The 25,773-nt window shown below is 33.2% G+C and carries 27 protein-coding genes, 1 tRNA gene and 1 pseudogene; 10 read left to right on the top strand and 19 right to left on the bottom strand.

Annotated elements, in window-relative coordinates; all coding sequences use genetic code 11:
- Window positions 1-89 precede the first annotated feature (89 nt).
- Window positions 90-1,199, top strand: a complete 1,110-nt coding sequence (locus tag ACQH6S_RS00440) for an IS66 family transposase (protein WP_425364395.1) — start codon at window positions 90-92, stop codon at window positions 1,197-1,199.
- Here ACQH6S_RS00440 and tnpB (ACQH6S_RS00435) read toward each other — a convergent pair.
- Window positions 1,196-1,549 (bottom strand): IS66 family insertion sequence element accessory protein TnpB, encoded by a 354-nt coding sequence (tnpB, locus tag ACQH6S_RS00435; protein WP_341752109.1) that lies wholly within the window; start codon window positions 1,547-1,549, stop codon window positions 1,196-1,198. The two genes, ACQH6S_RS00440 and tnpB (ACQH6S_RS00435), sit on opposite strands and share 4 nt — an antisense overlap.
- Window positions 1,537-1,962, bottom strand: coding sequence for a hypothetical protein (locus tag ACQH6S_RS00430; protein ID WP_341758053.1), 426 nt, complete (start codon window positions 1,960-1,962; stop codon window positions 1,537-1,539). Before ACQH6S_RS00430 ends, tnpB (ACQH6S_RS00435) begins: the two co-directional genes overlap by 13 nt.
- Before the next feature lie 64 nt (window positions 1,963-2,026).
- Between ACQH6S_RS00430 and ACQH6S_RS00425 the strand changes: the two genes are divergently transcribed.
- A complete protein-coding gene (locus tag ACQH6S_RS00425) occupies window positions 2,027-2,179 on the top strand; it encodes a transposase (RefSeq protein WP_425364595.1) in 153 nt (50 codons plus the stop codon).
- A 415-nt stretch (window positions 2,180-2,594) separates the two neighbouring features.
- On the opposite strand, the gene ACQH6S_RS00420 is transcribed toward ACQH6S_RS00425, so the two are convergent.
- Both ACQH6S_RS00420 and ACQH6S_RS00415 read right to left on the bottom strand, forming a co-directional pair.
- Window positions 2,595-4,964 (bottom strand): penicillin-binding protein 1A, encoded by a 2,370-nt coding sequence (locus ACQH6S_RS00420; protein ID WP_425364594.1) that lies wholly within the window; start codon window positions 4,962-4,964, stop codon window positions 2,595-2,597.
- A 327-nt stretch (window positions 4,965-5,291) separates the two neighbouring features.
- Window positions 5,292-6,605 carry an MFS transporter gene (locus ACQH6S_RS00415; RefSeq protein ID WP_425360890.1) on the bottom strand — a complete coding sequence of 438 codons (1,314 nt, stop codon included), beginning with the start codon at window positions 6,603-6,605 and terminating at the stop codon, window positions 5,292-5,294.
- 422 nt (window positions 6,606-7,027) lie between these two features.
- On the opposite strand from ACQH6S_RS00415, the gene ACQH6S_RS00410 reads away from it, so the two are divergent.
- On the top strand, window positions 7,028-7,129 hold the full coding sequence (locus ACQH6S_RS00410; protein WP_425360114.1) for a palindromic element RPE2 domain-containing protein: 102 nt from the start codon (window positions 7,028-7,030) through the stop codon (window positions 7,127-7,129).
- A 15-nt stretch (window positions 7,130-7,144) separates the two neighbouring features.
- Here ACQH6S_RS00410 and dnaQ read toward each other — a convergent pair whose 3' ends face one another.
- The 6 genes from dnaQ to lpxD form a co-directional block, all read right to left on the bottom strand.
- Window positions 7,145-7,840, bottom strand: a complete 696-nt coding sequence (gene dnaQ / locus ACQH6S_RS00405) for a DNA polymerase III subunit epsilon (protein WP_425360113.1) — start codon at window positions 7,838-7,840, stop codon at window positions 7,145-7,147.
- A complete protein-coding gene (gene coaE, locus ACQH6S_RS00400; RefSeq protein ID WP_425360112.1) occupies window positions 7,828-8,403 on the bottom strand; it encodes a dephospho-CoA kinase in 576 nt (191 codons plus the stop codon). The genes dnaQ and coaE overlap by 13 nt, the downstream gene beginning before the upstream one ends.
- A 13-nt stretch (window positions 8,404-8,416) precedes the next feature.
- Complete coding sequence (locus tag ACQH6S_RS00395; protein WP_341749463.1) at window positions 8,417-9,268, bottom strand: LpxI family protein; 852 nt, start codon at window positions 9,266-9,268, stop codon at window positions 8,417-8,419.
- Window positions 9,269-9,431: 163 nt separating this feature from the next.
- Window positions 9,432-10,250, bottom strand: coding sequence for an acyl-ACP--UDP-N-acetylglucosamine O-acyltransferase (gene lpxA / locus ACQH6S_RS00390; protein ID WP_094649354.1), 819 nt, complete (start codon window positions 10,248-10,250; stop codon window positions 9,432-9,434).
- 2 nt (window positions 10,251-10,252) lie between these two features.
- Window positions 10,253-10,693, bottom strand: a complete 441-nt coding sequence (gene fabZ / locus ACQH6S_RS00385; RefSeq protein ID WP_094649353.1) for a 3-hydroxyacyl-ACP dehydratase FabZ — start codon at window positions 10,691-10,693, stop codon at window positions 10,253-10,255.
- Window positions 10,694-11,710 (bottom strand): UDP-3-O-(3-hydroxymyristoyl)glucosamine N-acyltransferase, encoded by a 1,017-nt coding sequence (gene lpxD, locus ACQH6S_RS00380; RefSeq protein ID WP_425360111.1) that lies wholly within the window; start codon window positions 11,708-11,710, stop codon window positions 10,694-10,696.
- A 169-nt stretch (window positions 11,711-11,879) separates the two neighbouring features.
- Here lpxD and ACQH6S_RS00375 point away from each other — a divergent pair.
- Window positions 11,880-11,969, top strand: a tRNA-Ser gene (locus tag ACQH6S_RS00375).
- 422 nt (window positions 11,970-12,391) lie between these two features.
- Here ACQH6S_RS00375 and ACQH6S_RS00370 read toward each other — a convergent pair.
- Both ACQH6S_RS00370 and ACQH6S_RS00365 read right to left on the bottom strand, forming a co-directional pair.
- Window positions 12,392-15,094 carry a tetratricopeptide repeat protein gene (locus ACQH6S_RS00370; protein WP_425364593.1) on the bottom strand — a complete coding sequence of 901 codons (2,703 nt, stop codon included), beginning with the start codon at window positions 15,092-15,094 and terminating at the stop codon, window positions 12,392-12,394.
- 115 nt (window positions 15,095-15,209) lie between these two features.
- Window positions 15,210-16,769, bottom strand: coding sequence for a tetratricopeptide repeat protein (locus ACQH6S_RS00365; protein ID WP_425364592.1), 1,560 nt, complete (start codon window positions 16,767-16,769; stop codon window positions 15,210-15,212).
- A gap of 100 nt (window positions 16,770-16,869) precedes the next feature.
- Between ACQH6S_RS00365 and ACQH6S_RS00360 the strand changes: the two genes are divergently transcribed.
- From ACQH6S_RS00360 to ACQH6S_RS00350, 3 genes are all read left to right on the top strand, one after another.
- Window positions 16,870-17,850, top strand: coding sequence for an IS5 family transposase (locus tag ACQH6S_RS00360; RefSeq protein ID WP_094649552.1), 981 nt, complete (start codon window positions 16,870-16,872; stop codon window positions 17,848-17,850).
- Between the two features lie 53 nt (window positions 17,851-17,903).
- Window positions 17,904-18,587 (top strand): HEPN domain-containing protein, encoded by a 684-nt coding sequence (locus ACQH6S_RS00355; RefSeq protein WP_425364591.1) that lies wholly within the window; start codon window positions 17,904-17,906, stop codon window positions 18,585-18,587.
- Window positions 18,588-18,783: 196 nt separating this feature from the next.
- The gene (locus ACQH6S_RS00350) at window positions 18,784-18,921 is read left to right on the top strand and encodes a hypothetical protein (protein ID WP_425364590.1); all 138 of its coding nucleotides are present in this window, start codon (window positions 18,784-18,786) and stop codon (window positions 18,919-18,921) included.
- Between the two features lie 521 nt (window positions 18,922-19,442).
- On the opposite strand, the gene ACQH6S_RS00345 is transcribed toward ACQH6S_RS00350, so the two are convergent.
- From ACQH6S_RS00345 to ACQH6S_RS00335, 3 genes are all read right to left on the bottom strand, one after another.
- The gene (locus tag ACQH6S_RS00345; protein WP_094649552.1) at window positions 19,443-20,423 is read right to left on the bottom strand and encodes an IS5 family transposase; all 981 of its coding nucleotides are present in this window, start codon (window positions 20,421-20,423) and stop codon (window positions 19,443-19,445) included.
- A 136-nt stretch (window positions 20,424-20,559) separates the two neighbouring features.
- Entirely contained in the window at window positions 20,560-20,748 is a 189-nt protein-coding gene (locus ACQH6S_RS00340) for a hypothetical protein (RefSeq protein ID WP_425360640.1), read from the bottom strand.
- Window positions 20,749-20,979: 231 nt separating this feature from the next.
- Window positions 20,980-21,120: a hypothetical protein gene (locus ACQH6S_RS00335; protein ID WP_425364589.1), complete on the bottom strand. Its 141-nt coding sequence runs from the start codon at window positions 21,118-21,120 to the stop codon at window positions 20,980-20,982.
- Window positions 21,121-21,241: 121 nt separating this feature from the next.
- Here ACQH6S_RS00335 and ACQH6S_RS00330 point away from each other — a divergent pair, with 121 nt between their 5' ends.
- Window positions 21,242-21,424 (top strand): hypothetical protein, encoded by a 183-nt coding sequence (locus ACQH6S_RS00330; protein WP_425364588.1) that lies wholly within the window; start codon window positions 21,242-21,244, stop codon window positions 21,422-21,424.
- A 162-nt stretch (window positions 21,425-21,586) separates the two neighbouring features.
- Here the strand turns inward: ACQH6S_RS00330 and ACQH6S_RS00325 are convergent, their stop codons facing one another.
- Window positions 21,587-21,814: a transposase gene (locus ACQH6S_RS00325; protein WP_425364587.1), complete on the bottom strand. Its 228-nt coding sequence runs from the start codon at window positions 21,812-21,814 to the stop codon at window positions 21,587-21,589.
- An 87-nt stretch (window positions 21,815-21,901) separates the two neighbouring features.
- On the opposite strand from ACQH6S_RS00325, the gene ACQH6S_RS00320 reads away from it, so the two are divergent.
- Both ACQH6S_RS00320 and ACQH6S_RS00315 read left to right on the top strand, forming a co-directional pair.
- Window positions 21,902-22,150, top strand: coding sequence for a hypothetical protein (locus tag ACQH6S_RS00320; RefSeq protein ID WP_341758049.1), 249 nt, complete (start codon window positions 21,902-21,904; stop codon window positions 22,148-22,150).
- A gap of 302 nt (window positions 22,151-22,452) precedes the next feature.
- On the top strand, window positions 22,453-23,562 hold the full coding sequence (locus tag ACQH6S_RS00315; protein ID WP_425364395.1) for an IS66 family transposase: 1,110 nt from the start codon (window positions 22,453-22,455) through the stop codon (window positions 23,560-23,562).
- On the opposite strand, the gene tnpB (ACQH6S_RS00310) is transcribed toward ACQH6S_RS00315, so the two are convergent.
- From tnpB (ACQH6S_RS00310) to ACQH6S_RS00300, 3 genes and pseudogenes are all read right to left on the bottom strand, one after another.
- Entirely contained in the window at window positions 23,559-23,912 is a 354-nt protein-coding gene (gene tnpB, locus ACQH6S_RS00310; RefSeq protein ID WP_341752109.1) for an IS66 family insertion sequence element accessory protein TnpB, read from the bottom strand. The genes ACQH6S_RS00315 and tnpB (ACQH6S_RS00310) overlap by 4 nt on opposite strands.
- Window positions 23,900-24,325 carry a hypothetical protein gene (locus ACQH6S_RS00305; RefSeq protein WP_341758053.1) on the bottom strand — a complete coding sequence of 142 codons (426 nt, stop codon included), beginning with the start codon at window positions 24,323-24,325 and terminating at the stop codon, window positions 23,900-23,902. The genes tnpB (ACQH6S_RS00310) and ACQH6S_RS00305 overlap by 13 nt, the downstream gene beginning before the upstream one ends.
- Window positions 24,326-24,414: 89 nt before the next feature.
- Window positions 24,415-25,725 (bottom strand): annotated as a pseudogene (locus ACQH6S_RS00300) (IS1380 family transposase).
- Window positions 25,726-25,773: the final 48 nt, after the last annotated feature.

Genomic DNA, 25,773 nt, shown 5'->3' with positions numbered 1-25,773 from the left:
AATTGCTACAATTTACAGGTAATGCTCCAATTACAGTCAACAGATATGTAAAGAAAACGTTACGCTGTAATGCTTGCGATTATACAGTTATGAACAATAAAAATATCAACAAATGGACAAATAGTAGCAGAAGTGCAATAGTGTTACAAAAGACCTATGGTACTCCTTTCTACCGTTTATCTAGGCTACAGAGTTTAAGCGGGGTTCCTATAGCATACAGCTCGCTCTGGCAACAATATTTAGATGTTTGGCAAGAAGGTGGTGGAGCTGAAATTTACGGGGTATTATTGGAAATGGCTGCCGAATGTAGTTCACTGAACCTTGATGATACTAGAGCTAGGATTTTAGAAATTACTATAGCCAATAAAAAATTACGTACTCAAAATAAGAAAGGACGCAGCTGTTATACTACTACAATATGTGCTAAGACTGCAAATAATGAGGTAATAGTTTTATATTTTACCGGTAATAGGCATGGTGGAGAAAATATAGGTAACGTACTAAAGAATCGTAAGAATAGAACAGATTCTATCCAATTAATGACTGACGCAAGTAACAATAATAACCCGGTATTATCAGAAGCAGATAAAGAATTACTGGCAATAATAGTGATGATCAATTGTTTGTCACATGGTCAGAGAAAATTTACAGAAAATGAACTATATTACCCTGAAGAATGCGGATATTTTCTCAAACAAACACGTGGGATTTACCACAATGAACATCAATGTAAAGAGATGAGTCCTGAAGAGAAACTTGGGTATCATCAGGAACATAGCAGTAAATATATAGAAAACATATATAACAAAATAGACGAATTATTTAACGACAAGAAAGTTGAGCCTAATAGTAGGCTTGGACAAGCTATGAAATATTGGATAAATAATAAAGAAGGTTTGACCCAATTTTTAAAAATCCCAGTTAGCAATCTTGATAATAATTGGGCTGAGAGATCACTGCGTACCATTATTTTACAAAGGAAGAATTCATTATTCTTTAAAACAATCAATAGTGCTGAGATACATAGTGGTCTGTATAGTATAGTAAAGACTTGTAGTGAGAACGAGATCAATGCCTTTAAATATTTAAATTGGCTACAAGAGCATAGTAGCAAAGCAAAGAAGCATCCTGAGGATTATACGCCTTTTGCCTATGCAAGATATATGAATAATACGGAATTAATCGAGACAGCAGCTTAAACGACAGGAAGCCAATCATTAGAGAATTTGGCAGAACTAGGATCGCCATTATGAATAAGAATGTGTAAGGTTCTATAACAAATTTGGTAAGATGAATTATCAGATGGGAAAAGTTTTGCCGTAAATTTACCTTTGGATAGGCGTTTAGAGCATAGCCAAAAGCCTTGACCGTCAAAGGACAAAATTTTAATGGCAGTTCTGTTTTTATTATAGAATAAAAACAAGGAACCATTAAGAGGGTCAGAAGAAAGTTTTTGTCTACAAACAGCGATTAAGCCATCGATACCCTTGCGAAAATCGATGGCAATAGTGGCAACAAAAATAACTGACGCCGGGGTTAGTTGCAGCATAAAAATGTCTGAATTATAGTTTTTGGCTCTAGTGTTTGGATAATAAGCTTGGTACCATTTGGTTTAATAATGTGACAAGTATAGTGATTTTGCTTGGGAGCAGCTACAGGATCGGTATCTATAGAATTTACTAGTTGAAATGGGAGAAAATTAATATTTTGTTGTAGGGATTGATTTGAAGTTGAGACAGAAGAAGTTTTGATGGTAGGTTCATGGGCTTTTTTAGTTGAACTAATTGTTGCTTTATTAATATTAAGATGTTTAGCTATCTCTTGGTAAGAATAATGATGGAGTAATTGGTGAACTAATTCCTTTAGATGGTTTGGTATAGGATCAAACTTATTAGTTTTAGTTTGACGCCAAGCTTTAAATTGCTGAGCTACTTGCTCAATAGTAATCGATGGTATTTGCATAGTATGAAACCCAAATGTATAAAAAATTCATACTAACAAAAAAATTAGATAAAGTTATGCAGTTTTGCTGCAAGTATACGTTATTTTTTTACCCCCATATTCTCCAGACTTAAATCCAATAGAAAAATTTTGGGCTAATATGAAGCGATGGATTCGAAACAAAATAGCGGAAATTGGTACATTATCTAAAGCTATTTCTGCATTCTTTGTCACCTAATTCAATTTGATTTACTATAGTACTACAGTTGTAGTTTAGATGTGAGCATTCACGATTTTTTTGCTATTTTTTTGTGATGAATAAAAAAACCTGATCACCAAGCGTCATTGCGAGGAGACCGTAAGGTCAACGAAGCAATCCATTTCTAATCACTTTCCTGGATTGCTTCGTCGGTCTGGCAACCTCCTCGCAATGACATCTTATACTTTAACCTTTTTTCCGTGAACACTCACATTCAATCTACAACTGTAGTACTAGGCTCTGTGAACAAAATTTTAATTGTTTAGATTTTGAGTATTTTTAAGCGAAAATTAATAAGATTTTTACCGGAATAGTTAGTTCTATTTCAAAAAAATCTTATAATTTGCAGCTAAAAAGAGTCGAAATCTAGTAATTTAAATCTTGTTCACAGAGCCTAATATACCTCCTGAGAATTATCTTTTTCAGGTGAGATATTATGGAAATCATCATTATCTTGGGTCTCTTGTTGATAATCTAATATCTGTATATCATGAGTTTTGAATGCTTCCATAATACTACCAGAAGAGGTAATTTTACCGGTTTGTGGATTTACTGGTAATAATTTAATCGATTCTGGTATTTTAAACGCTAGTGAAGGAATATCAGAATATGCCTTTTCCATAAAGTCGATAAATATCGGTAAGGCAACACTTGACCCTGTGGCAGTTTTTCCAAGTGTTTTTGGTGTATCATAGCCAATATATGTTCCAACAATTATTTTGGGAGTAAAACCAATAAACCAAGTATCCATACTCTCATTGGTGGTACCGCTTTTACCAGCTATAATCTTACCAAGTTTTTTTGCAGCTATTGCGGTGCCTCTTTCAACTGCTCCAGTAAGAAATGAGACAATCTGATAATCACTTGCCTCATCGGTAATCATTCGACAATCTGGTTGAGACAAGATAGGCGGTGATACGTTATCAGTAAGCTGGGAATCAGATACACTACAATTTTCACATTCTCTATTGTCTCTACGATAAATTATTTTACCGTTACGATCTTTAATGAGTTCGACAAAATGTGGGGTGACTTTTTTCCCTGAATTGGCAATTATTGCATAAGCAGTTATCATTTTTTTTAACGTGGTTTCGAGCGAACCAAGCACCATAGAATAAAATCTCTTTGGCTCATTATTAATGCCGAATCGCTTGATTATTTCAGCAACTTTGTTTAGTCCTATAGATTGTGCTACCCTGACAGTAATAAGGTTTCGCGATTTCTCAAGACCTGTACGCATAGTAATTAAACCCAAAAAATCCCCTTTATAATTTTTTGGTCGCCAAACTGGCATACCAGGACCTTGTGGAACCTCTACTGGACCATCTTCAAAAATTCTATTTGGCTGGATGGCATTTTCTAAAGCAGCCAGATAAACGAAAGTTTTACTGAGTGACCCTGGTTGTCGTAAAGCCTGGGTAACACGATCAAATTTACTAACCGCAAAATCATACCCACCAACACTTGCAAGCACCTGCCCTGTTGTAGGGTTCATCACCATAATAGCCCCATTAACAGTAGGAATTTGCCTTAAAGAGTAATTAGCATTTACTTTTTCAACTACTATAACATCCCCTTTCTGCAAAAGAGTTTTTGCAGATTTAAGGTTATTTTTCGCCCATTTCATTTCTGATAAAGCTATTTTGGACTTACTCAAGTAGCAAAGACCAATTTCCGCTTGATTATCTGAAACATTTAATACTACCGCCAATTGATATTCTAGAATGGCTGGTGGCTTTGTTAGTTTATTTAAATTATCTTGCCAGTTATTTATATCTATATTAGTGATAACTCCTCTAAAACCATGTTTTCTGTCATATTCTCTTATACCTTTTCTAAGAGAATTCTCTGCAGCTTGCTGCATATTAGCATCAAGTGAGGTAATGACTGTTAAGCCTCCGGTATAAAAATATTCTTTACTGCCAATTCTACGAATAACTTCTTCCCGCACTTGCTCAGCATAATAACCGGCGGTAACGGTTTCGCTACGATCCCGCTTTTGTAAAATAATTGCCGTATCTATTGCCTCTTTTGCTATTTCTTGCGTTATATAACCATCTTCCAACATTCTCATAATGACATAATCTCTACGCTCTTTTACCCTGGCATAATTTTTTTCCGGGTTAAAATTTGATGGAGCTTTTGGTAACCCAGCAATAAAAGCTGATTCAGCAAGAGTTAAATCGTCAATAGATTTATTAAAATAATTTTGAGCAGCCATGGCAACTCCGTAGGCTCCCCTACCAAAAAATGTTTGATTAAGATATAGCTCCAAAATTTGATCTTTAGTAAAGGTTTTTGAGACCATATAGGATAAAATCGCCTCTTTAATCTTACGTTCTATCGATACCTCGGAGGTTAATAAAAAATTCTTGACTACTTGCTGGGTAATAGTTGACCCTCCTTCCACTCTACGGTGGTGTACAATATTAGAAATATTTAGTATTGCTGCTCTAATTATGCTTATAATATCAACTCCTGAATGTTCAAAAAAATTCTTATCTTCAGCTGAAATAAAAGCCTCTATAAGAGAGCGTGGCACACTACTAATAGGTACAAAAACTCTACGTTCTAAAGCATATTCCTCCATTAATTTTCCATTTTGGGCATACACTCTTGTTACCGATGGTGGATGATAATCGGCAAGTTGTGAGTAGTCCGGTAAATCCTTAGAGTAATTATACAACAAATATATACAAGCACTAATAGCTATTAGCCCTAATATTAAAAATAATTTAAAAAATACGTAAAAAAGTTTGAACATCGTTATATTATCAATTTATTATAAAATTTATAGCTATAGTCAATTAACCTGAATTAGTTCCGAATAAGCACTCACCGTGCTGTCTATTAGCGAGGAGCCGCTAAAATCGGCGACGTAGCAAGTCATTTTTGTGTCACCCCTGCGTAAGCAGGGGTCTAGATTCCCGCCTACGCGAGAATGAAAGGGTAAAAACGTCATTGCGAGGAACCCGTAAGGTCGACGAAGCAATCCAAAAAAACTATTAAATGGATTGCTTCGTCGCCACCAAAGTAGCTCCTCGCAATGACGCTGATGCTCAATACTAATCGGATTTATAACGTTGCCAATTCAAGTTAATTCACTATAATTCCCAGAATCTTTTGCCAATTTTTCAAAATGCAATAGCCCATAAGCAAAACCGATAATTGCAGGAATCATAATAAACAATAATCCCCAATTACCAAAATATTCAACAAGATATACCAAACCAAAAGAGGTAATGACATACATAAAAGCCCGAGATAAAGCAAATGTCATGCTAGCACAGATAAAACGTTTAAATATAGGAAAGCTTTTATAACAAATGGGCAAAGCAGGTCCTAAACATTCATGCAATAAAGATAGAACGGATTGAATTAGAAATAATTGGTAAGGAGAATTAACATGATTCAATAAATACGGACAAAATACGATAAAAATAGCAGATATAATCAGTATAATTCTTAGGATTAATAATGGATACATTTTTAAGCTTAAATAAGATAATACTAATATGACTAACAGCTCTATTATACAGATAATAAAATTATGATGAATAACATCAAGCATTGTATAATCAAAGCTAGTTTTTAAAATATTGGCACAATGTATATAAATAAAATAAAAACACACCGGTGCAACACATTGTAATAAAAAGAAAGCTAGTAGTGTTTTTTTATTAACTTTTGCTTGCCAAATGGGATTGGCTTTTAAGATAGCTGTATCTATATTAATTCTTTCAAAAACTCTTTTTATTCGGTATTGGGCATCAACAAATTCTGGTGCTTCTCTAAGTTTGGTTCTTGCAACAAAACCAACCAATGCAATTACTGTGCCAGCCCAAAATGCCAAACGCCAGTTAAAATCATAAGAACTAACAAGTGAGGCAACCCCTAAAGCACTTAATGCCCCTAGACTACAAAAAGCCCATATTAATCCTATACTTGCATATTGGACTGGAGGGTTAATCGTTTCAGTTAAGTAAAGTTGTGCCCCTGTCACCTCTCCTATGGCAGAGACACCTTGAACAATACGGCAAATTGTCGCTATCCAAGCTGCCATACTTCCTATCTGAGCATAAGTAGGCAGATTAGCCATCACAAAACATGATATAGCCATCAAAGAAGTTGTGATGATCACTGTTGATTTACGCCCTATATTATCACCTATCCAACCAAATATTAAGGCACCAATAGGTCGAAAAATAAATGTAGAACAAAAGATCACAGCCTTCATTAAAGAGGCTGTATGAGAATCAGTCGGTTTAAAAAATAACTCATTAAAAAACTCCCCCATATGGACGTATAACATTAAGTCAAAATATTCTAGGAATGTACCAACTGAGAATAATCCTATGGCTTCTTTTTGGTCTTTAGTTAGGTTTCGTTCCTGCTGATATCTCATCACCTATGCACCTATATATTTAAATTATAGTCAATTAACCTGAATTAGTGCCGAATAAGCACCCATCGTGCTGTCTATTAGCGAGGAGGTGTAAGTCTCCTAATTTAATAAACAATGGATTGCTTCAACCATTACATGGTCTCGCAATGACAGATAACGTCATTGCGAAAAGGCATAAGCCAACGAAGCAATCCATTAAGTGTGGATTGCCGCGACCACTATGTGGTCTCACAATTACAGATAACGTCATTGCGAGAAGCCGCTAAAAGCGGCGACGCGGCAATCCAAGAAAAAGTGAATAGAAATAGATTGCTTCGTTGACCTAAGGTTTCCTCGCAATGACGGTTTATCAATTATTGTTTTCTTAAACTAACGCTTATGTACTCCATCGCTCCTGCTATAGTCAATTCAATTCAGGGGAATTGGGTAGCAGGAACGATGGAGTGACGCCTATAAGTAATAGGCGAGCGACGAGTGACGACGTCACCAACTTCTCATCAATTGACTATACCCAATTCTCCTGAATTGACTATATAATTCTATAACCACATAGGAGAAAGAATTTTTGACAAAAATTCTTTATGTTTTTGTAATTCTTCCTTAGTTGGTTTGACAACTATAGTATTATTTTTATTTGCCATAGTAGTTCTAACCAACAGCTCATCTGTATTTTGTACCTTTTTGCTATTAATGTTAAAACTTATCTGCCTACCTCCAGTAAGCTCAACATAAACTTCTGCCAATAATGCCGCATCCTTAAGGGCTCCATGCAACTTACGCGAAGAATTGTCAATTTTATATCTTTTACATAATGAGTCAAGATTAGCCTTCATTCCAGGGAACATCTTGCGAGCCAAAGCAAGAGTATCAATAGTACTAGCAAGTTCTAAAAAATCTGTATTAGGTCTTTTGAGCAAAGACAACTCATAATTAATAAACTTAATATCAAATGTTGCATTATGTATAACAAGCTGGCTGTTACTAATAAACGCTAAAAACTCCTCGGCAATTTCTGCAAAGAGTGGTTTATCTTTTAAGAACTCTCCTGATATACCATGTATTCGATAAGCTTCTGTTGGCATATCTCGTTGTGGATTAATATAAAAGTGAAAGTGCTTACCGGTTAGAACTTTATTAACCATTTCAATAGCACCAATCTCAACAATCCTATGTCCACTTTTTGGATCTAAACCAGTTGTTTCAGTATCTAAAATTACTTCTCTTAATTGCGGCATTTTAATTTTTGTATTAGTTGAGTTATTTGTTTATCTAAATCTACTATATTAACATCAGTATTAATAACAAAATCTGCTCTTGCTATTTTAATCTGTTGTGATAATTGAATCTGTGCGATTTTATTATAAGTTGTTAAATTAAATCCTTCCCTAGACATTGCCCTTTTTAACCTAGATTCTTCCGAGCAGAATGTTGTAACATAAAAATCAAAATATTTATCAAATTTAGCTTCAAAAAGTAATGGAATCTCAGCAAATGTAATTTCTGAATCATTATTTTGCCGTTTAAAAAGAGACAAACCTTCCACTACAAATGGATGAATAAAATTTTGCAATTTTCTTCTTGATGAATCATTAGCATAGATTAGCTCTGCTATTTTTCTTTTATCAAAAATTTTTAGCTCAGGCAGTAAGTTAAGAATTATATTTTGTATTGCCGCCTTTTTGTAGATATCCTTAATATATTCGTCAGCGGAAAAAGTCATAAATCCTAAATCAGCTAAATAATTTAAGACAAAAGTTTTTCCTGAAGCATAACTACCAGTAATTCCCACACAAATCATTTTAATAAATATTTTATTTTTCTACAATAAAAAGCCCACATTTATTAGCTAGTTCAATAGTTTTTTCTAGCTCAATAACAATCACTTTCTCTTTCTGTATTGCTACCCCTTTATAACCATAACTAGCTAAATTATTTATTGTCTCTGGTCCTATTGTAGGTATATCAATTCTAGTATCTTGTCCCTTCTTCATCATTTTAACAAGTACCCCACCTGTAGAATTTTTGCGTAAATACGAACATCTTTTTATTAAATTATCTGTACCTTCTGCTGCTTCAATACCTATAATATATCCATTATCAACAATGACTGATTGCCCTACATCAAGCTGTCCTATACTATCTAATAGTTTCATGCCTAATTCGATATCTGTATTATCTATTGATGATGGAGCAATCCTGGTCTTAATGCTATTATTTGCACTCAATATTTCATAACTAGAAACTACGTTAAACCCTTTTTCTTCTAGGAAATCTGTCACTATACTAAGAAGTTTATCATCTCCTAAAAATTTTTGTTTTAATATACGAGCAAGTAACCTTGAACCCATTAAATCTACTTTAATTGCTTTTAAATTAGGACGTTTTACACCACCAGCAAGAATTATATTTTTTACATCATATTTACGAAAATACTCAATTATTGGTTTGACCATACCAATTTTAAAAAATTGGTGGGTAAGATCCTTATATAATGTCGGATCTGCTTCTCCTTCTAAAGCAGCGATATAACACTGTCCTCCTTGTGTAATAAAACTTTCAGCTAGTGAGATTGGCAATAAACCATTTCCTGCTATAATTCCCACTATACTAAAAGGATTAGAAAAATTAGAATGTAAAGCTATGGACAAATCTACCTTACGCATATTTGGGTCATGCACATTTTTTATAGTCAAAGGATTTGAAGAGTGGGAACGATAAACAAGGGAGAAGAAGCGAGTACAACGTACTCTTTGTATGTGAGTACGCAAATACCACCAAACTTTGTGAATCCAATTTTTGAAAATAGAAGAGTGTATTTGCCACATTTTAGCTATTTGCCTTATCATGATCGACTTGTCGTGGTTGACAAAATACTCTGGTACTATCCTGCTTTATAAAAGCGATAATTTGTTCTACAATATGGTTACCTTTATATTGCTTTGAAACTTTCTCAACTTTATCAGTAAAAATACCTTCGCTAACAAAAATATCATCTATAGCTTTTATAGTATCAAGCGTTTCCTGATTATCAAAGCCACGTCTTTTCATTCCAACTAAGTTTATTCCTCTAAGAAATGCCCTTTCATTTATAGCTAGCCCAAATGGAATTAAATCTTTCTCCACTGCCGACATGCCACCGATTATCGAATGTTGTCCTATACGTACGAATTGAAGAACAGCAGACAGCCCTCCTATAATAGCATAATCACCAACTTTAACATGACCACCTAAGCTAGCATAATTTGCAAAAATCACATTATTTCCTACGGTGCAATCATGTGCTATATGTACTCCAACCATAAATAAACCATTATTACCTACAGTGGTAACCATCCCACCACCTTTACTACCAGCTTGAATAGTTACATATTCTCTAATAGTATTATTACTACCTATGATAACCTCTGACTTTTCTCCCTCATACTTAACTATTTGAGGGGGTTGACCAATAGAAGCAAATGGATATATAACTGTATTAGCACCAATTTTTGTTTTCCCCTCTATAACTACATGTGATTTTAGCTCAACATTATCTGCCAAAACCACCTCTGATCCAATAGTACAAAAGGGACCTATACTGACATTTTTACCAATTGAAGCTCTTGGATCTACTATGGCAGTTGCGTGTATAGCTGGTAAGCCCATCATTAATTCCTATTTTTAACCATTGCCGTAAATTTGCTTTCTGCAACTATCTGCTCATCAACTTTAGCATTACTTGAGAATTTCCAAACAGAACCTCTATTTTGCTCTATTTTAGCATAAATATGTAATGTATCACCTGGCTCAACAATTTTACGAAATTTTGTCTCTTCAATAGACATAAAGAAAAACTCTTTATCTTTTATAGAGTAATTCATTGATTTTGCTACTAAAATAGCAGAAAGCTGAGCCATAGCCTCAACAATTAAAACGCCGGGCATTATTGGTTTTGTAGGAAAATGACCAGTAAATTGTGGCTCATTAACAGTAACATTTTTGATGCCAACAATTGATTCATTAAGCTTAAATTCTAGCACCCTATCTATTAATAAAAATGGATAGCGATGAGGTAGCATTTCCATTATTTCTATAATATTAATCTTCATTTATATTCCGTTTTTTATAAGCTGTTTCATAATTACTGATTGTTTATGCCAATCTCTAATCGATACGGCAGGGTATCCACCAACTGTTACTCCTGATTCAACATCTTTTATAACACCGGCTTTTGCTGCTACTTGTACTTTATCACCCAGTACTATATGTCCGGCTAGTCCTGCTTGCCCTCCAAGAGCACAATATGCCCCTATTGTAGTACTACCTGATATACCGACCTGTGCAACAATAATCGACCCCCTTCCTATTATAGCATTATGTCCTATCTGCACTAAGTTATCTATTCTACATAAATCTCCTATCACTGTATCATTTATTGATCCCCTATCAATAGTAGTATTACTACCTATTTCAACATTATTACCTATTTTAACTATACCTGTATGGAAAATTTTCTTGTGAACCCCTTTATCTGTTGCAAAACCGAAACCATCTTGTCCAATTCTTGCTCCAGGTAATATTACCACATCATCACCTATTATGCTGTAACTTATTGAAACATTTGAGTATATTAATGCTCTATTACCTATTACCACTCCATAATCTATAATCGTCCCAGATTCTATAACGCAATTATCACCTATTACAACATGATCTTCAATAACAACATTATGTCCTATATAACAATTATTTCCTATAGTGGCAGAATCCGAAATATAGGCAGATTGCATAATTTTGTTAGGATAAGTCTTTGCTTTACTATAGAACAAATCCACTAATTTTGCATAAAAGAAATACGGATTCTTTACTTTTAATAATATTGTTCCATTGTTAGATTCTTGTGAAAAATTCTCTGGAACTATGCAGCATGAAGCTTTAGTGCTTTGAAATTGGGTAATATATTTGCTATTACTTAAAAAAGTTATATCACCAACATCAGCCTCTTCTAAAGATTTAACATCATGGATTAACAAGTCAGTGAAACATGATATCTCAGCATCTATTAACTTTATAATTTCTGATAATTTATAAGAGGCAGATTTCTTATAAAAGCGTGAATTTATCATAGTTAGTTATTTTTATAAAATGATGAGAACAGTATAAATGTATGACGGGAGTAGTATAAACGTCAGTTAAAAAATATTCAAGTTTTCTTACAACAATTTATATGGTATAATAGTATTATATAAACATTTATACTTGAATTTCTTTAGTTTGTCTGATATGTATTATCTTGGATAGGTGTCCGAGTGGTTTAAGGATCTAGTCTTGAAAACTAGCGTACGGGCAACCGTACCGTGGGTTCGAATCCCACCCTATCCGCCACTTCCGTACGAGTTGTCGTTTTTTCAAAAATATCGAACGGGAAACGCAGAGAGGTCTCAAGTTTTTTGCCATTCAGTTCAAGGTTCTGAAATACGAATTTTATCATTTTGCGTTTTTGAGGCATTTCAGAACCTTTGAAAGTTTCATAAGCTTCAGAAGCTAGAGTTATAAAGGTTGAGACGGTATCAGTAAATTTGTCATCTGCTTCATCATAAATTTTTAATAATCGATTAATTTCATATTGACGATCTTTTAATTGTTGTTTTTTTGCTTGAAATTCTTCTGTACTCAATTCACCATTAAGTCGTAAATCTATTAATGAGTTCAATCTTTTTTCGTTTTCAGTATGTTCTTTCTTTAAACAACTGCCTTAGACGATTAATTCTATTAAGGTTAAGAACCGATAAAGCCGGGATGGCACCTTAAAATTCTGATTCTGTTAAATCGTCTCCAATGGGTATAACTTCCTCTACATCTTGAAATATATCAGGAATATCTAGACATTCGGAATCACTACCAAATTTCTCAAGAACTGCTAGTGAAGCCTCATAGTTCTTTGCTCCTCCAATAGCATGTAAAATATGGCTTTTAAGTGTAGAAGCTTCACATGTTTCCTGTATATTTAAAGCTGAATTAATGGACAATAATGCAGATTCATAGTTATCAAGACCTCCCATATCATATAAGATACGACTTTTGTCATACAAAAATGTAGCATTCTCAGGGTCTAATTTAATAGCTTCTTCAATAGTTGACAATGCATGATTATATTCACCTTGATTATTCAGAATAACACTTTTATGGTATAAGAATGTAGCATTCTCAGGATCTAATTTAATAGCTTCTTCAATAGTTGATAATGCATGATTATATTCACCTTGATTATTCAGAATAACACTTTTAATAGCTTCTTCAATAGTTGACAATGCATGATTATATTCACCTTGATTATTCAGAATAACACTTTTATGGTATAAGAATGTAGCATTCTCAGGATCTAATTTAATAGCTTCTTCAATAGTTGATAATGCATGATTATATTCACCTTGATTATTCAGAATAACACTTTTATGGTATAAGAATGTAGCATTCTCAGGATCTAATTTAATAGCTTCTTCAATAGTTGACAATGCATGATTATATTCACCTTGATTATTCAGAATAACACTTTTATGGTATGAGAATGCAGCATTCTCAGGGTCTAATTTAATAGCTTCTTCAATAGTTGACAATGCAGCATCATACTTATCTTGATTATTCAGAATAACACTTTTATGGTATAAGAATGTAGCATTCTCAGGATCTAATTTAATAGCTTCTTCAATAGTTGATAATGCATGATTATATTCACCTTGATTATTCAGAATAACACTTTTATGGTATAAGAATGCAACATTCTTATGCTCTGTATCTAATTTAATAGCTTCTTCAATAGTTGATAATGCATGATTATATTCACCTTGATTATTCAGAATAACACTTTTATGGTATAAGAATGCAACATTCTTATGCTCTGTATCTAATTTAATAGCTTCTTCAATAGTTGATAATGCAGCATCATACTTATCTTGATTATTCAGAATAACACTTTTATGGTATAAGAATGCAACATTCTTATGCTCTGTATCTAATTTAATAGCTTCTTCAATAGTTGACAATGCATGATTATATTCACCTTGATTATTCAGAATAACACTTTTATGGTATAAGAATGCAGCATTCTTATGCTCTGTATCTAATTTAATAGCTTCTTCAATAGTTGATAATGCAGCATCATACTTATTTTGATTATTCAGAATAACACTTTTATGGTATAAGAATGCAGCATTCTTATGCTCTGGATCTAATTTAATAGCTTCTTCAATAGTTGACAATGCATGATTATATTCACCTTGATTATTCAGAATAACACTTTTATGGTATAAGAATGCAGCATTTTTATGCTCTGGATATAATTTAATAGCTTCTTCAATAGTTGACAATGCAGCATCATACTTATTTTGATTCTTCAAAATAACGCTTTTATGGTATAAGAATGTAGCATTCTCAGGGTCTAATTTAATAGCTTCTTCAATAGCTTCTAATGCTCCTGTGCCACTACCTTCTTGTTTATTGAGAATAATACTTTTGTAATACAATAATTTAACATTGTCAGGCTTTAATTTAATAGATTCCTCAACAAATGATAATGCCTTCCCATACTCACCTTGTTTATATAGAATATTAATTTTGAGAAACCAGAACTGCTCATTGTTAGAATTCAATTTTATAGCTTCTTCAATAGTAGCTAACGCTTCTGCATGCTCATCTTGCTTATATAAAATCATAGATTTGTAAAACAACAACATATCATTGTTAGAATTTAATGTAATAGCCTTCTTAATAGACTTTAACGCTTCTTCAGTACTACCTTGTTTATCCAGAATAATAGTTTTTCTTAACCATAGTTGATCATTGTCGGGATTAAATGTAATTGCCTTTTCAATAGCTTCCAATGCTTTTTTAAGTTTACCTTGCCTTTCTAGAACAATACTTTGATGATGCAAGAATTTAGCATTATTGGGACTCGAGGCAATATGCTGATTAATGATTTTTAACGATTTTTCACAGTCTGACTTTTCTACGCAAGATAGGTCGTATTTTTGTTTGTAGATTGGATTTTTTGATTTGGAATAAACTAATGCAGAACGAGATAAACTATTTGGAGTTATATTGTAGTTGTATGAAGAATCAGGTACTAAAGATCTCTCCATTCTGTGTGATATACTATCATTCTTTCCTGTGCTATGATCATTAATATCTAGAGCATTGAAATTAATAGGGCTAGCACTAACAGAATTAGGGAATAATTGCATAATACTTAAAGTACTTAAAGCAACCCACCCAAACCCAGTTATATCGTTCTTGTATATATTGCTCTTATTTGAAGTATCATTTACAAGTGGACCCAACATGTTGTCATGCCCCTGTGATGTTGTGCGTAATGTTTGTGCTGTATTATTATTGTCGTGCGCGCTAAGCTTAGATTTCTTATTTTGGGGCTTTTTAGTAATGGATTTGTAATGAGGATCTTTATATTTATATTGGGGTCGATTTTGCTCACTTTTGCGATTATTACTAAACATAATTTTACTCCATATTTGATAATAGAATTTTAATTAAAAATGATTTTCTAGAATTAGTCAAGTCAAGTGCAATAAATAATTTATAATCATGGTAATAATTTTTATTAACATGTGCTTAAGGATGGTAATCGAGACCTAATGGCTCTACACCATAATGAGATTTAACATCGTTATCTCCTGGATATGGATTGAAACTATCCAGCTTGTTTAAATTAGATTTTACATCTGAGAGCATTTTTTCTGCGAATTTATAACCACCAAGCGAGATACAATCCTCAAAAGATTTTAATGCATTAGTCCATTTATTTCGTTCGAAGAAGATCATACCTTCAATATAAGCGATTTCTGGACTAGGCTTAAGATTTAAACACTCACTAACATAATTCAATGCATTTTCCAACTCTTCGTTTAGCCATAAAATTATACCCTTAAGACAATTAGCGTAGTAGCCTGTTTTTTGTATATTTAAAGCATTATTAACTGATTCTAACCCTTTCTGGTACTCAAGATGCTCTTTATATGTAAAAGCAAGGGAAACATATATAGAATATAATTTATCCAGATGATTATGTGCTTTAGCGTAGGTTAAAGCATTGTTAAATGCCTTTATTGCATCATCATATTGCCATAATTTTCTAAAAATAACACCTTGAATAAAATATGCATCATCTGTTTCATTTTCCTTTAAAGCCTCATTAATCTTTTGTAACGATTGTCTATACTCTTTTGATCGCAATAACTCAACACTATCATTATAATGTTGAGTATATTTAGGAGTTACTACTATCGATGGATTAATACTAAGGGTTGTTTCATTATAATATATTTCGGGATTAAAGGTCTCTTGAGAATTTATTTGCTCATCAGACACTAGTATTACATCTCGATGTTTGCCTTGTTCTGTTAATAAATTAATTAGTGCTTTATATGCATCATCAGTTTTCTGGATTTTTATCGATTGTTTGAACGATATTTCTGCTTTCATATAATTACCTTTTAACTCATGGATGGTACCAGCAAGAAGATACGCATCATAGGATTCTTGTATTGCATTAGCAGTTTCAGTAGAGTTCAATGCCTCTTCCAAATGTCTTTCTTCTGACTGAGTCTCTTCTGACTGACTCATATTATATAAAATTTGAGCTTTACGATAATATATTTCATTCGTTCGTTCAATGCTTATCGCGTTTTCAACAGCTTGTAATGCTTCTAAATATTTGTTTTGCTTCTCTAAAATTATACTTTGGAGGTGATATGCCTCATAGGTTGGACTAATTTTGATAACTCTATTAATAATCTCTAATGCCTCATCTGTATATAATTCTTCTGACACTAAGAGCTGAGCTTTAGTAAATGAAATATCATAATTTGCATTTTTATTTTTAAGGCACGATAAAGCGTTATCAATAGATTTGATTGCATCTGAATATCTGCCTTGATGTTTTAAGATAATAGCCTTAAGATAATATGCTTCATATGTTTTATTGATACTTAAAGCCTTATCAATAGCATCCAATGCATTTATCTTGCCTGTACGAGCAGCAATAACAGCTTTGAGATAACAGGATTCATAGCTATTGCGATATATTAAAGCTTGCTCTACGGCCTCTAATGATTGATTATAATCAGCCATACTATTTAAGATTTTAGCCTTGAGATAATGGCTTTGTTGCATGAATCGGAATTTGGAGTAAATCGAGTTTTTGAATAAATAAAAAAAGCAGTGGAAATAGTAAAGTTAAGGAGTTAAGATATCCTCTTTTTTTAAGGTAAATATGCCGAACAAACACCAATATCCTTATCGTCATAAATTTGCCCGAGCTAAATACAAAATCAGTAATTCACGTGAGTACGATCAATCATTAAAAAATCGTGGTAGTCTAATAATTTGGTTTTCAGGGGAAGCGGTAGCAAAATGGAATAATCCCGTATCCGTACATAAGAAGCGGGGCGGTCAAGCGATCTATTCCGATCTTGCTATTGAGACATGCGTGAGGCTTGGATTAGTATACAAACAGCATTTACGGCAAACCGAAGGTTTTGTAGAATCAATTATAAAACTGCTGAATCTCGAGCTCAAAACGCCTGATTATACTACTATTTCAAGAAGAACAAAAAAACTTAAAGTGTCACGGCACCGTAGGGCAAATCGTGATCCCGTAACGCTTTGCGTCGATAGTACCGGTATAAAGATTTACGGCGAGCAGGAGTGGCAGGAAGAAAAATACGCACTGAAAGCAAGGAAATCGTGGAGAAAGCTTCATATCGCTGTTGATGAAAACGGATATATTGCAAGCTCTGAATTAACGACTCACAATATTAGTGATTGTGCTACGATAGGCACATTACTTGAGGAAATTGATAGTCCAATAGATACCGTACTAGCTGACGGAGCATATGACCAACCCTCTACATACAAAGCATTAATCGCCCATCAGAATCAACATGGTAATGAAATTCCTATAAAAGCAGTAGTACCGCCAAACTTAGGGTTCAGAGCAGAAATGCCCGATGACTCTAAATTAAGATTAGACAATATTCGTCTTATGGAACAAGGACGAAAGCGATGGCAAAAACATACCAACTACGGCAGGCGAGCCAAAGCAGAAAACGCTATCTACCGTTACAAATCAATTATAGGAAACAAATTAAAATCTAGAACTTTTTTAAACCAAAAAACCGAAAGTAAAGTAGCTGCTAATATTCTTAATATCATGACAAAACTCGGCATGCCGGATACCAAAAAATTTGCCTGATTTTTGACAAAAATTAAACAACACTTTCAAAATCTGATTCATGCAACAAAGCCATGAAGAAAGGTAAATATAAAGGTTTTGCTGGGTTATCAATAGAAGATAAAATAGAAAAAAGTTTGGAGAGAAAATCATTAAGAAGTCCTTTTGATCTATGGGTAACTTTAGTGATTGAATCAATCAAGACGGTAAATAGTCAGTTGGAGAAGGGGCATTATTTCTTTTCTGATATTAAAAAAGAAGGAATTCTTTTATATGATAGTGGTGAATTTCAGCTGGCAGAAGCTAAAAACTTACCCTGGGAAAAAAGAAGGCAAATAGCTGGAAAAGATTATGAGTACTGGTATACAAGTGGGAAAGAATTTTTTATAGATTGTAAATACCCATTGAAAAGAGGAAATTATGCTTTATCAGCTTTTTACCTTCACCAAGCTACTGAAAGTTTTTATAATGCTATATTATTAGTTTTTTCCGGTTATAAGCCAAAGTTACATGATATCAGAAAGTTAGGGAGTATAGCTGGAAATTACAATGAAGAATTATGGCAAATATTTCCTCATTCTAGCGTTGAGCAAAGGCAATGTTTTAGATTACTTGAACAGGGTTATATTGAAGCTCGCTATAACAAAGATTATAGAATAACTAAAGAACAGCTACTTTACCTTATTGATAGGGTTAAAAAATTAAAAACAGTGACGGAGAAAATTTGCTTGGAGAGAATTAATAAAGAGATAATTTAAGTTCCTTAAAATAGACAAAGTAAGTCTATAAATGCAATAACCTATAAGTTTAAGGTATTGGGACATGTAGTAGTTTCGTTGTTATGAATGATTATAACAATCTTTGCGATGTTGAATTATTAGGGTCTATCAGAAAAAGAAAAGCTTTTGTCTAAAAAATTACAAAAAAAATCATTAACTATGAGGTTTTTAAAAGATGGCAATTTTGAAACCACATTATTTAATTCTTGGGAAAATAAAAGAAAATCGGAGGCTTGCTGTCTGGCATGAAAAAGATGCTCTTTTCTTCCTCTCTTTTATCGTTCTTGCTGCTATTAAATTATATCTTTGTTAACAGTAGCAAATTATTTGAAATTATTGCTATGTTCTTTAATTACTTAATTTAATGTGTTTCACTATATATCTTATAACCAAAGTGTGAGGTACTTATGTATGTTTATTACGTATTTTTATATATAATCTATTTTGAAATTTACACACTTTTTCCACTGGATTTATGGTAGAATCATAATAGTCTAATAAAAGTATCTAAAAATACTGAAGCAAATGCTTGTACCAATTCAGCATCAAACCAATAATATTTACAACTAGCAAAGCTTAAAAGTATCTGAGAGCAGTTATGTTGCTAATTAGATAGTGATTTGGTATTACTTGTTTTTCGATCATTATGAAACAATTAAATTATTTAACCAACTAAAAAATTTGCACCTATTATGAAGTGGATTTTAGAAATGAAACAAGTGATTTATGTTAGATTGGTTTTCTCTAAATATATTTCTACAATTTTATGCCTTTTTTGTGCGGCTTTGTTGCATGAATCAGATTTTGAAAGTGTTGTTTAATTTTTGTCAAAAATCAGGCAAATTTTTTGGTATCCGGCATGCCGAGTTTTGTCATGATATTAAGAATATTAGCAGCTACTTTACTTTCGGTTTTTTGGTTTAAAAAAGTTCTAGATTTTAATTTGTTTCCTATAATTGATTTGTAACGGTAGATAGCGTTTTCTGCTTTGGCTCGCCTGCCGTAGTTGGTATGTTTTTGCCATCGCTTTCGTCCTTGTTCCATAAGACGAATATTGTCTAATCTTAATTTAGAGTCATCGGGCATTTCTGCTCTGAACCCTAAGTTTGGCGGTACTACTGCTTTTATAGGAATTTCATTACCATGTTGATTCTGATGGGCGATTAATGCTTTGTATGTAGAGGGTTGGTCATATGCTCCGTCAGCTAGTACGGTATCTATTGGACTATCAATTTCCTCAAGTAATGTGCCTATCGTAGCACAATCACTAATATTGTGAGTCGTTAATTCAGAGCTTGCAATATATCCGTTTTCATCAACAGCGATATGAAGCTTTCTCCACGATTTCCTTGCTTTCAGTGCGTATTTTTCTTCCTGCCACTCCTGCTCGCCGTAAATCTTTATACCGGTACTATCGACGCAAAGCGTTACGGGATCACGATTTGCCCTACGGTGCCGTGACACTTTAAGTTTTTTTGTTCTTCTTGAAATAGTAGTATAATCAGGCGTTTTGAGCTCGAGATTCAGCAGTTTTATAATTGATTCTACAAAACCTTCGGTTTGCCGTAAATGCTGTTTGTATACTAATCCAAGCCTCACGCATGTCTCAATAGCAAGATCGGAATAGATCGCTTGACCGCCCCGCTTCTTATGTACGGATACGGGATTATTCCATTTTGCTACCGCTTCCCCTGAAAACCAAATTATTAGACTACCACGATTTTTTAATGATTGATCGTACTCACGTGAATTACTGATTTTGTATTTAGCTCGGGCAAATTTATGACGATAAGGATATTGGTGTTTGTTCGGCATATTTACCTTAAAAAAAGAGGATATCTTAACTCCTTAACTTTACTATTTCCACTGCTTTTTTTATTTATTCAAAAACTCGATTTACTCCAAATTCCGATTCATGCAACAAAGCCTTTCTTCATGACTAACATAATATCTAGATCACTTTGATAGCTGTAGGTAATGTGACCTTTTTATACTCATCTTGTACCCAATCGCCTCTGGCATACGAGCCAAATATAATAATCATCGCAACCTTTTTTTCTGACACATGTAGAATTTCTTTGACAATACTATCAAGTCTTTCTTGAATGATCAGGGAGCGTTCAGGTAAAACAGTTTTCATATATTTGTAATGTGGATATCTACAACGCAGATTACTACAATCTGCATAGATATTGCAAAAAGAATTTTGCAATTTTACCTACATACAAAAAATCTTTTCTATAATATTTAAGCTTTTACTTGAGTACCGTGATATTGTTACAATCAAAATATGATATTTTTTGGTGTAATAGATACTTTTTTAATCCCATCAATATATTTGCTCATTTAAAAAAGATGAACATTTTTTAAATTACACCTCCAATTTTTTGTTGTGTTTCTCCAGAGTTTCAATTAACAATTCTTCTACTTGATAACTAATATCTTTATTTTCAAAATCTGTGAAATCTATTATTATTTTACTTCTAATGTTGTTAGACTCTAAAATTTTCATTAGTCCTATTGCACCATTGCTAGTAATATTGTTATAACTAATACCAATTCCCAAATTTAATTTAGTATAAAGATTAGAAAAATAGGTTATAATGTAAAAGATAGATAAAATTAGGAATGTAATGGGTACTCATCAAAAATTAATAACAGAAGATTTATACAAACAGGCTATAGCTCAACTTGCAAGTACAAACAAAGAGAATAGAACCACTATAAGGTTAAGAGTTATAGTAGCTGCAAAAGAACATGGTATTGGTATGGTGTCTAAAATATTTAATATCACAACTAACCTGGATATTGCATGAAGGTGGTATTTATAAAAATAAAATGGCAATATCGCTTATAAGTGGTCATGGATATGTTAATTTTCACTTAAATTATGTCTAGATATGCAATTTTTCCTGATTTAAGATAGAATCCCCCCTTACCCCCATTTTTTATTGCACCGGGGACAGTACCATATTAGCTTATTCTATAGCTAATTTTTTCATAACACTATCCCATATATGTTGGTAAGGATAAGATGAAGACAACAAGAATTTAATGCTCCTAGTATTTCTAATAATTACTGCTCCAATTTTGAACAATTTTAAACACACCGTTCCTACCGTATACTTGCAGCAAAACTGCGTAACACTATCTAATTTCTTTGCTAGTATGAATTTATTGTATAAATTTGGATTTCTACTATGCAAATATCACCGATTAATAAAAAACAGATTAATAAAAAAACTAGTTGAAAAAGTAGCAGTCATATTATAATATTTGAAATATTAATAATAATGATAATTAATCAAATGAAAAAACCAAAAGTAGCGACCTTAAGTGCTGAAGAACGAGAAGAACTAATACAGCATGTCAAGGAAAGTTCATTAACGGGAGATGAACAGCAAACGATAGTAGAGCTTGTGAAATTTTGTAACGAGCTAATAGACAAGCTAGCATCATCAAATATCAGTATAAATAAGCTTAAGGAAATGCTGATTGGTTTTAAGGCAGATCACAAAAAAAAGATAGTTCAGATTCATTAAAAGAACCGCCAGGTGAATCTGATAACGGGAATGGTGGTAATGAAGGAGAGTGCGATAAGCCCAAAAAGATAGATCGTAGTAATTGGCAAGGTAAATATGGGTTTGATGATTATAAGGATGCGAATACCAGCTATTTAACTCCTGAGAATTTTTGTAGTGGTGATAGCTGTCCTCACTGCTATAATGGCAAACTATATAATAGTGAAGCTAGAAAATTGCTACAATTTACAGGTAATGCTCCAATTACAGTCAACAGATATGTAAAGAAAACGTTACGCTGTAATGCTTGCGATTATACAGTTATGAACAATAAAAATATCAACAAATGGACAAATAGTAGCAGAAGTGCAATAGTGTTACAAAAGACCTATGGTACTCCTTTCTACCGTTTATCTAGGCTACAGAGTTTAAGCGGGGTTCCTATAGCATACAGCTCGCTCTGGCAACAATATTTAGATGTTTGGCAAGAAGGTGGTGGAGCTGAAATTTACGGGGTATTATTGGAAATGGCTGCCGAATGTAGTTCACTGAACCTTGATGATACTAGAGCTAGGATTTTAGAAATTACTATAGCCAATAAAAAATTACGTACTCAAAATAAGAAAGGACGCAGCTGTTATACTACTACAATATGTGCTAAGACTGCAAATAATGAGGTAATAGTTTTATATTTTACCGGTAATAGGCATGGTGGAGAAAATATAGGTAACGTACTAAAGAATCGTAAGAATAGAACAGATTCTATCCAATTAATGACTGACGCAAGTAACAATAATAACCCGGTATTATCAGAAGCAGATAAAGAATTACTGGCAATAATAGTGATGATCAATTGTTTGTCACATGGTCAGAGAAAATTTACAGAAAATGAACTATATTACCCTGAAGAATGCGGATATTTTCTCAAACAAACACGTGGGATTTACCACAATGAACATCAATGTAAAGAGATGAGTCCTGAAGAGAAACTTGGGTATCATCAGGAACATAGCAGTAAATATATAGAAAACATATATAACAAAATAGACGAATTATTTAACGACAAGAAAGTTGAGCCTAATAGTAGGCTTGGACAAGCTATGAAATATTGGATAAATAATAAAGAAGGTTTGACCCAATTTTTAAAAATCCCAGTTAGCAATCTTGATAATAATTGGGCTGAGAGATCACTGCGTACCATTATTTTACAAAGGAAGAATTCATTATTCTTTAAAACAATCAATAGTGCTGAGATACATAGTGGTCTGTATAGTATAGTAAAGACTTGTAGTGAGAACGAGATCAATGCCTTTAAATATTTAAATTGGCTACAAGAGCATAGTAGCAAAGCAAAGAAGCATCCTGAGGATTATACGCCTTTTGCCTATGCAAGATATATGAATAATACGGAATTAATCGAGACAGCAGCTTAAACGACAGGAAGCCAATCATTAGAGAATTTGGCAGAACTAGGATCGCCATTATGAATAAGAATGTGTAAGGTTCTATAACAAATTTGGTAAGATGAATTATCAGATGGGAAAAGTTTTGCCGTAAATTTACCTTTGGATAGGCGTTTAGAGCATAGCCAAAAGCCTTGACCGTCAAAGGACAAAATTTTAATGGCAGTTCTGTTTTTATTATAGAATAAAAACAAGGAACCATTAAGAGGGTCAGAAGAAAGTTTTTGTCTACAAACAGCGATTAAGCCATCGATACCCTTGCGAAAATCGATGGCAATAGTGGCAACAAAAATAACTGACGCCGGGGTTAGTTGCAGCATAAAAATGTCTGAATTATAGTTTTTGGCTCTAGTGTTTGGATAATAAGCTTGGTACCATTTGGTTTAATAATGTGACAAGTATAGTGATTTTGCTTGGGAGCAGCTACAGGATCGGTATCTATAGAATTTACTAGTTGAAATGGGAGAAAATTAATATTTTGTTGTAGGGATTGATTTGAAGTTGAGACAGAAGAAGTTTTGATGGTAGGTTCATGGGCTTTTTTAGTTGAACTAATTGTTGCTTTATTAATATTAAGATGTTTAGCTATCTCTTGGTAAGAATAATGATGGAGTAATTGGTGAACTAATTCCTTTAGATGGTTTGGTATAGGATCAAACTTATTAGTTTTAGTTTGACGCCAAGCTTTAAATTGCTGAGCTACTTGCTCAATAGTAATCGATGGTATTTGCATAGTATGAAACCCAAATGTATAAAAAATTCATACTAACAAAAAAATTAGATAAAGTTATGCAGTTTTGCTGCAAGTATACCCATATTAGCTTATTCTATAGCTAATTTTTTCATAACACTATCCCATATATGTTGGTAAGGATAAGATGAAGACAACAAGAATTTAATGCTCCTAGTATTTCTAATAATTACTGCTCCAATTTTGAACAATTTTAAACACACCGTTCCTACCAAGGCTTTAGCTAATTCAGTACCTTGTAAAAACTTATCACGTATATATTCTACTAATGTATAGGCAAGGCTTGACAAAATTAGTCTGAGTTGATTAGCCCACCATTTATGGCATGAAGTGCGATCGGCAAATAGCTCTAACTGTTGCTCTTTTATACGATTTTCCATATCTCCACGTGCACAGTAAATTTTATCATATAAATCTTCTGGATTACCTGCTAAATTAGTTACTATATATCTTGGATTCTCACCAAGGCTAGTTACTTCTGCTTTACAAACTATCTTACGATGACGACTCTAGCTATCAGCTTTATATTTAAATTCACTGAACAATCGTTGCTTTACTTTGGTGGTTACAAAAGCTTCGTTAGATTGTTGTATGGTAGGGGCAAGAAGCTTATTAAGCCTAGTGTTCTGGGCTATCCCGACTATATATTGCACATTATTTTCATCACACCAATCCAGCATCTGATGCCGACAAAATCCACCATCACCACGAAAAATAATCTCTACTTCAGACCACGATTGACGAAAACGCTTGACTAATAGAGATAATATTGCCCAGCTATGCTTTGCTTGATCTAGCTTTGAGCTGCGAAGATAGCTTACTAACAGCTTTTTTCCACAAAAAACATATAAAGGTAGAAAGCAATTATGACGATAATATCCATGATAAAACTTCCCCTCTTGATTGCCATGAATTTCATCATCAGTGGCATCAAAATCAAGTATTAATTGTTTCGGCACGGTTTTATGAGATTCGACAAACTTGTCAATCATCACCTTATGAGCTTTAAGAGCAAATCCACGATCTGCTTTATTTTCTAAACGGCATAAAGTAGAGCTACTAGCCATATCGTCCAGTGTGTCTATACTTGTTTGCAAAGCTGGACATTTTCTTAAATTATCGTGATCATTTAAATCTTCATAACCAAGAGCAATACCATAAATACGCTGTTTGAGCATTGTTAAAATAGTATGAGTAATTTTATCAGAATCTCGCTTATCAGGAAAAATCTTAGCCAGTTCATTAGTTAGACCAAGTCTTTTATCTGCTTCTCTTAGCAATAATACACCTCCATCGCTACTAATATTACCTCCTGTGAAATTTATTTCTATTTGACGATTTTTTACTTTCGATTGGTAAATTAATCCTATACAATTTGTCATGGCAAAACCCTCTATGTAATCTTCTTTTAACACTGATATTATATAGTA

Origin of the sequence: Candidatus Tisiphia endosymbiont of Mystacides longicornis (assembly GCF_964031095.1) — a bacterium.
Lineage (GTDB): Bacteria > Pseudomonadota > Alphaproteobacteria > Rickettsiales > Rickettsiaceae > Tisiphia.
This window is presented reverse-complemented; position numbering and strand designations above follow the sequence as displayed.

Coding starts and splice junctions, on each gene's coding strand:
- dnaQ (WP_425360113.1), bottom strand. CDS start 7,840: ATGCCGCAATTAAGAGAAGTAATTTTAGATACTGAAACAACTGGTTTA.
- ACQH6S_RS00320 (WP_341758049.1), top strand. CDS start 21,902: ATGATAATTAATCAAATGAAAAAACCAAAAGTAGCGACCTTAAGTGCT.
- lpxA (WP_094649354.1), bottom strand. CDS start 10,250: ATGGGCTTACCAGCTATACACGCAACTGCCATAGTAGATCCAAGAGCT.
- ACQH6S_RS00370 (WP_425364593.1), bottom strand. CDS start 15,094: ATGTTTAGTAATAATCGCAAAAGTGAGCAAAATCGACCCCAATATAAA.
- ACQH6S_RS00430 (WP_341758053.1), bottom strand. CDS start 1,962: ATGCAAATACCATCGATTACTATTGAGCAAGTAGCTCAGCAATTTAAA.
- ACQH6S_RS00355 (WP_425364591.1), top strand. CDS start 17,904: ATGAAGAAAGGTAAATATAAAGGTTTTGCTGGGTTATCAATAGAAGAT.
- ACQH6S_RS00415 (WP_425360890.1), bottom strand. CDS start 6,605: ATGAGATATCAGCAGGAACGAAACCTAACTAAAGACCAAAAAGAAGCC.
- ACQH6S_RS00305 (WP_341758053.1), bottom strand. CDS start 24,325: ATGCAAATACCATCGATTACTATTGAGCAAGTAGCTCAGCAATTTAAA.
- fabZ (WP_094649353.1), bottom strand. CDS start 10,693: ATGAAGATTAATATTATAGAAATAATGGAAATGCTACCTCATCGCTAT.
- ACQH6S_RS00345 (WP_094649552.1), bottom strand. CDS start 20,423: ATGCCGAACAAACACCAATATCCTTATCGTCATAAATTTGCCCGAGCT.
- ACQH6S_RS00330 (WP_425364588.1), top strand. CDS start 21,242: ATGGGTACTCATCAAAAATTAATAACAGAAGATTTATACAAACAGGCT.
- ACQH6S_RS00335 (WP_425364589.1), bottom strand. CDS start 21,120: ATGAAAATTTTAGAGTCTAACAACATTAGAAGTAAAATAATAATAGAT.
- tnpB (WP_341752109.1), bottom strand. CDS start 1,549: ATGCTGCAACTAACCCCGGCGTCAGTTATTTTTGTTGCCACTATTGCC.
- ACQH6S_RS00360 (WP_094649552.1), top strand. CDS start 16,870: ATGCCGAACAAACACCAATATCCTTATCGTCATAAATTTGCCCGAGCT.
- ACQH6S_RS00365 (WP_425364592.1), bottom strand. CDS start 16,769: ATGCAACAAAGCCATTATCTCAAGGCTAAAATCTTAAATAGTATGGCT.
- ACQH6S_RS00420 (WP_425364594.1), bottom strand. CDS start 4,964: ATGTTCAAACTTTTTTACGTATTTTTTAAATTATTTTTAATATTAGGG.
- coaE (WP_425360112.1), bottom strand. CDS start 8,403: ATGATTTGTGTGGGAATTACTGGTAGTTATGCTTCAGGAAAAACTTTT.
- ACQH6S_RS00350 (WP_425364590.1), top strand. CDS start 18,784: ATGGCAATTTTGAAACCACATTATTTAATTCTTGGGAAAATAAAAGAA.
- ACQH6S_RS00440 (WP_425364395.1), top strand. CDS start 90: ATGAACAATAAAAATATCAACAAATGGACAAATAGTAGCAGAAGTGCA.
- ACQH6S_RS00340 (WP_425360640.1), bottom strand. CDS start 20,748: ATGAAAACTGTTTTACCTGAACGCTCCCTGATCATTCAAGAAAGACTT.
- lpxD (WP_425360111.1), bottom strand. CDS start 11,710: ATGATAAATTCACGCTTTTATAAGAAATCTGCCTCTTATAAATTATCA.
- tnpB (WP_341752109.1), bottom strand. CDS start 23,912: ATGCTGCAACTAACCCCGGCGTCAGTTATTTTTGTTGCCACTATTGCC.
- ACQH6S_RS00395 (WP_341749463.1), bottom strand. CDS start 9,268: ATGCGTAAGGTAGATTTGTCCATAGCTTTACATTCTAATTTTTCTAAT.
- ACQH6S_RS00315 (WP_425364395.1), top strand. CDS start 22,453: ATGAACAATAAAAATATCAACAAATGGACAAATAGTAGCAGAAGTGCA.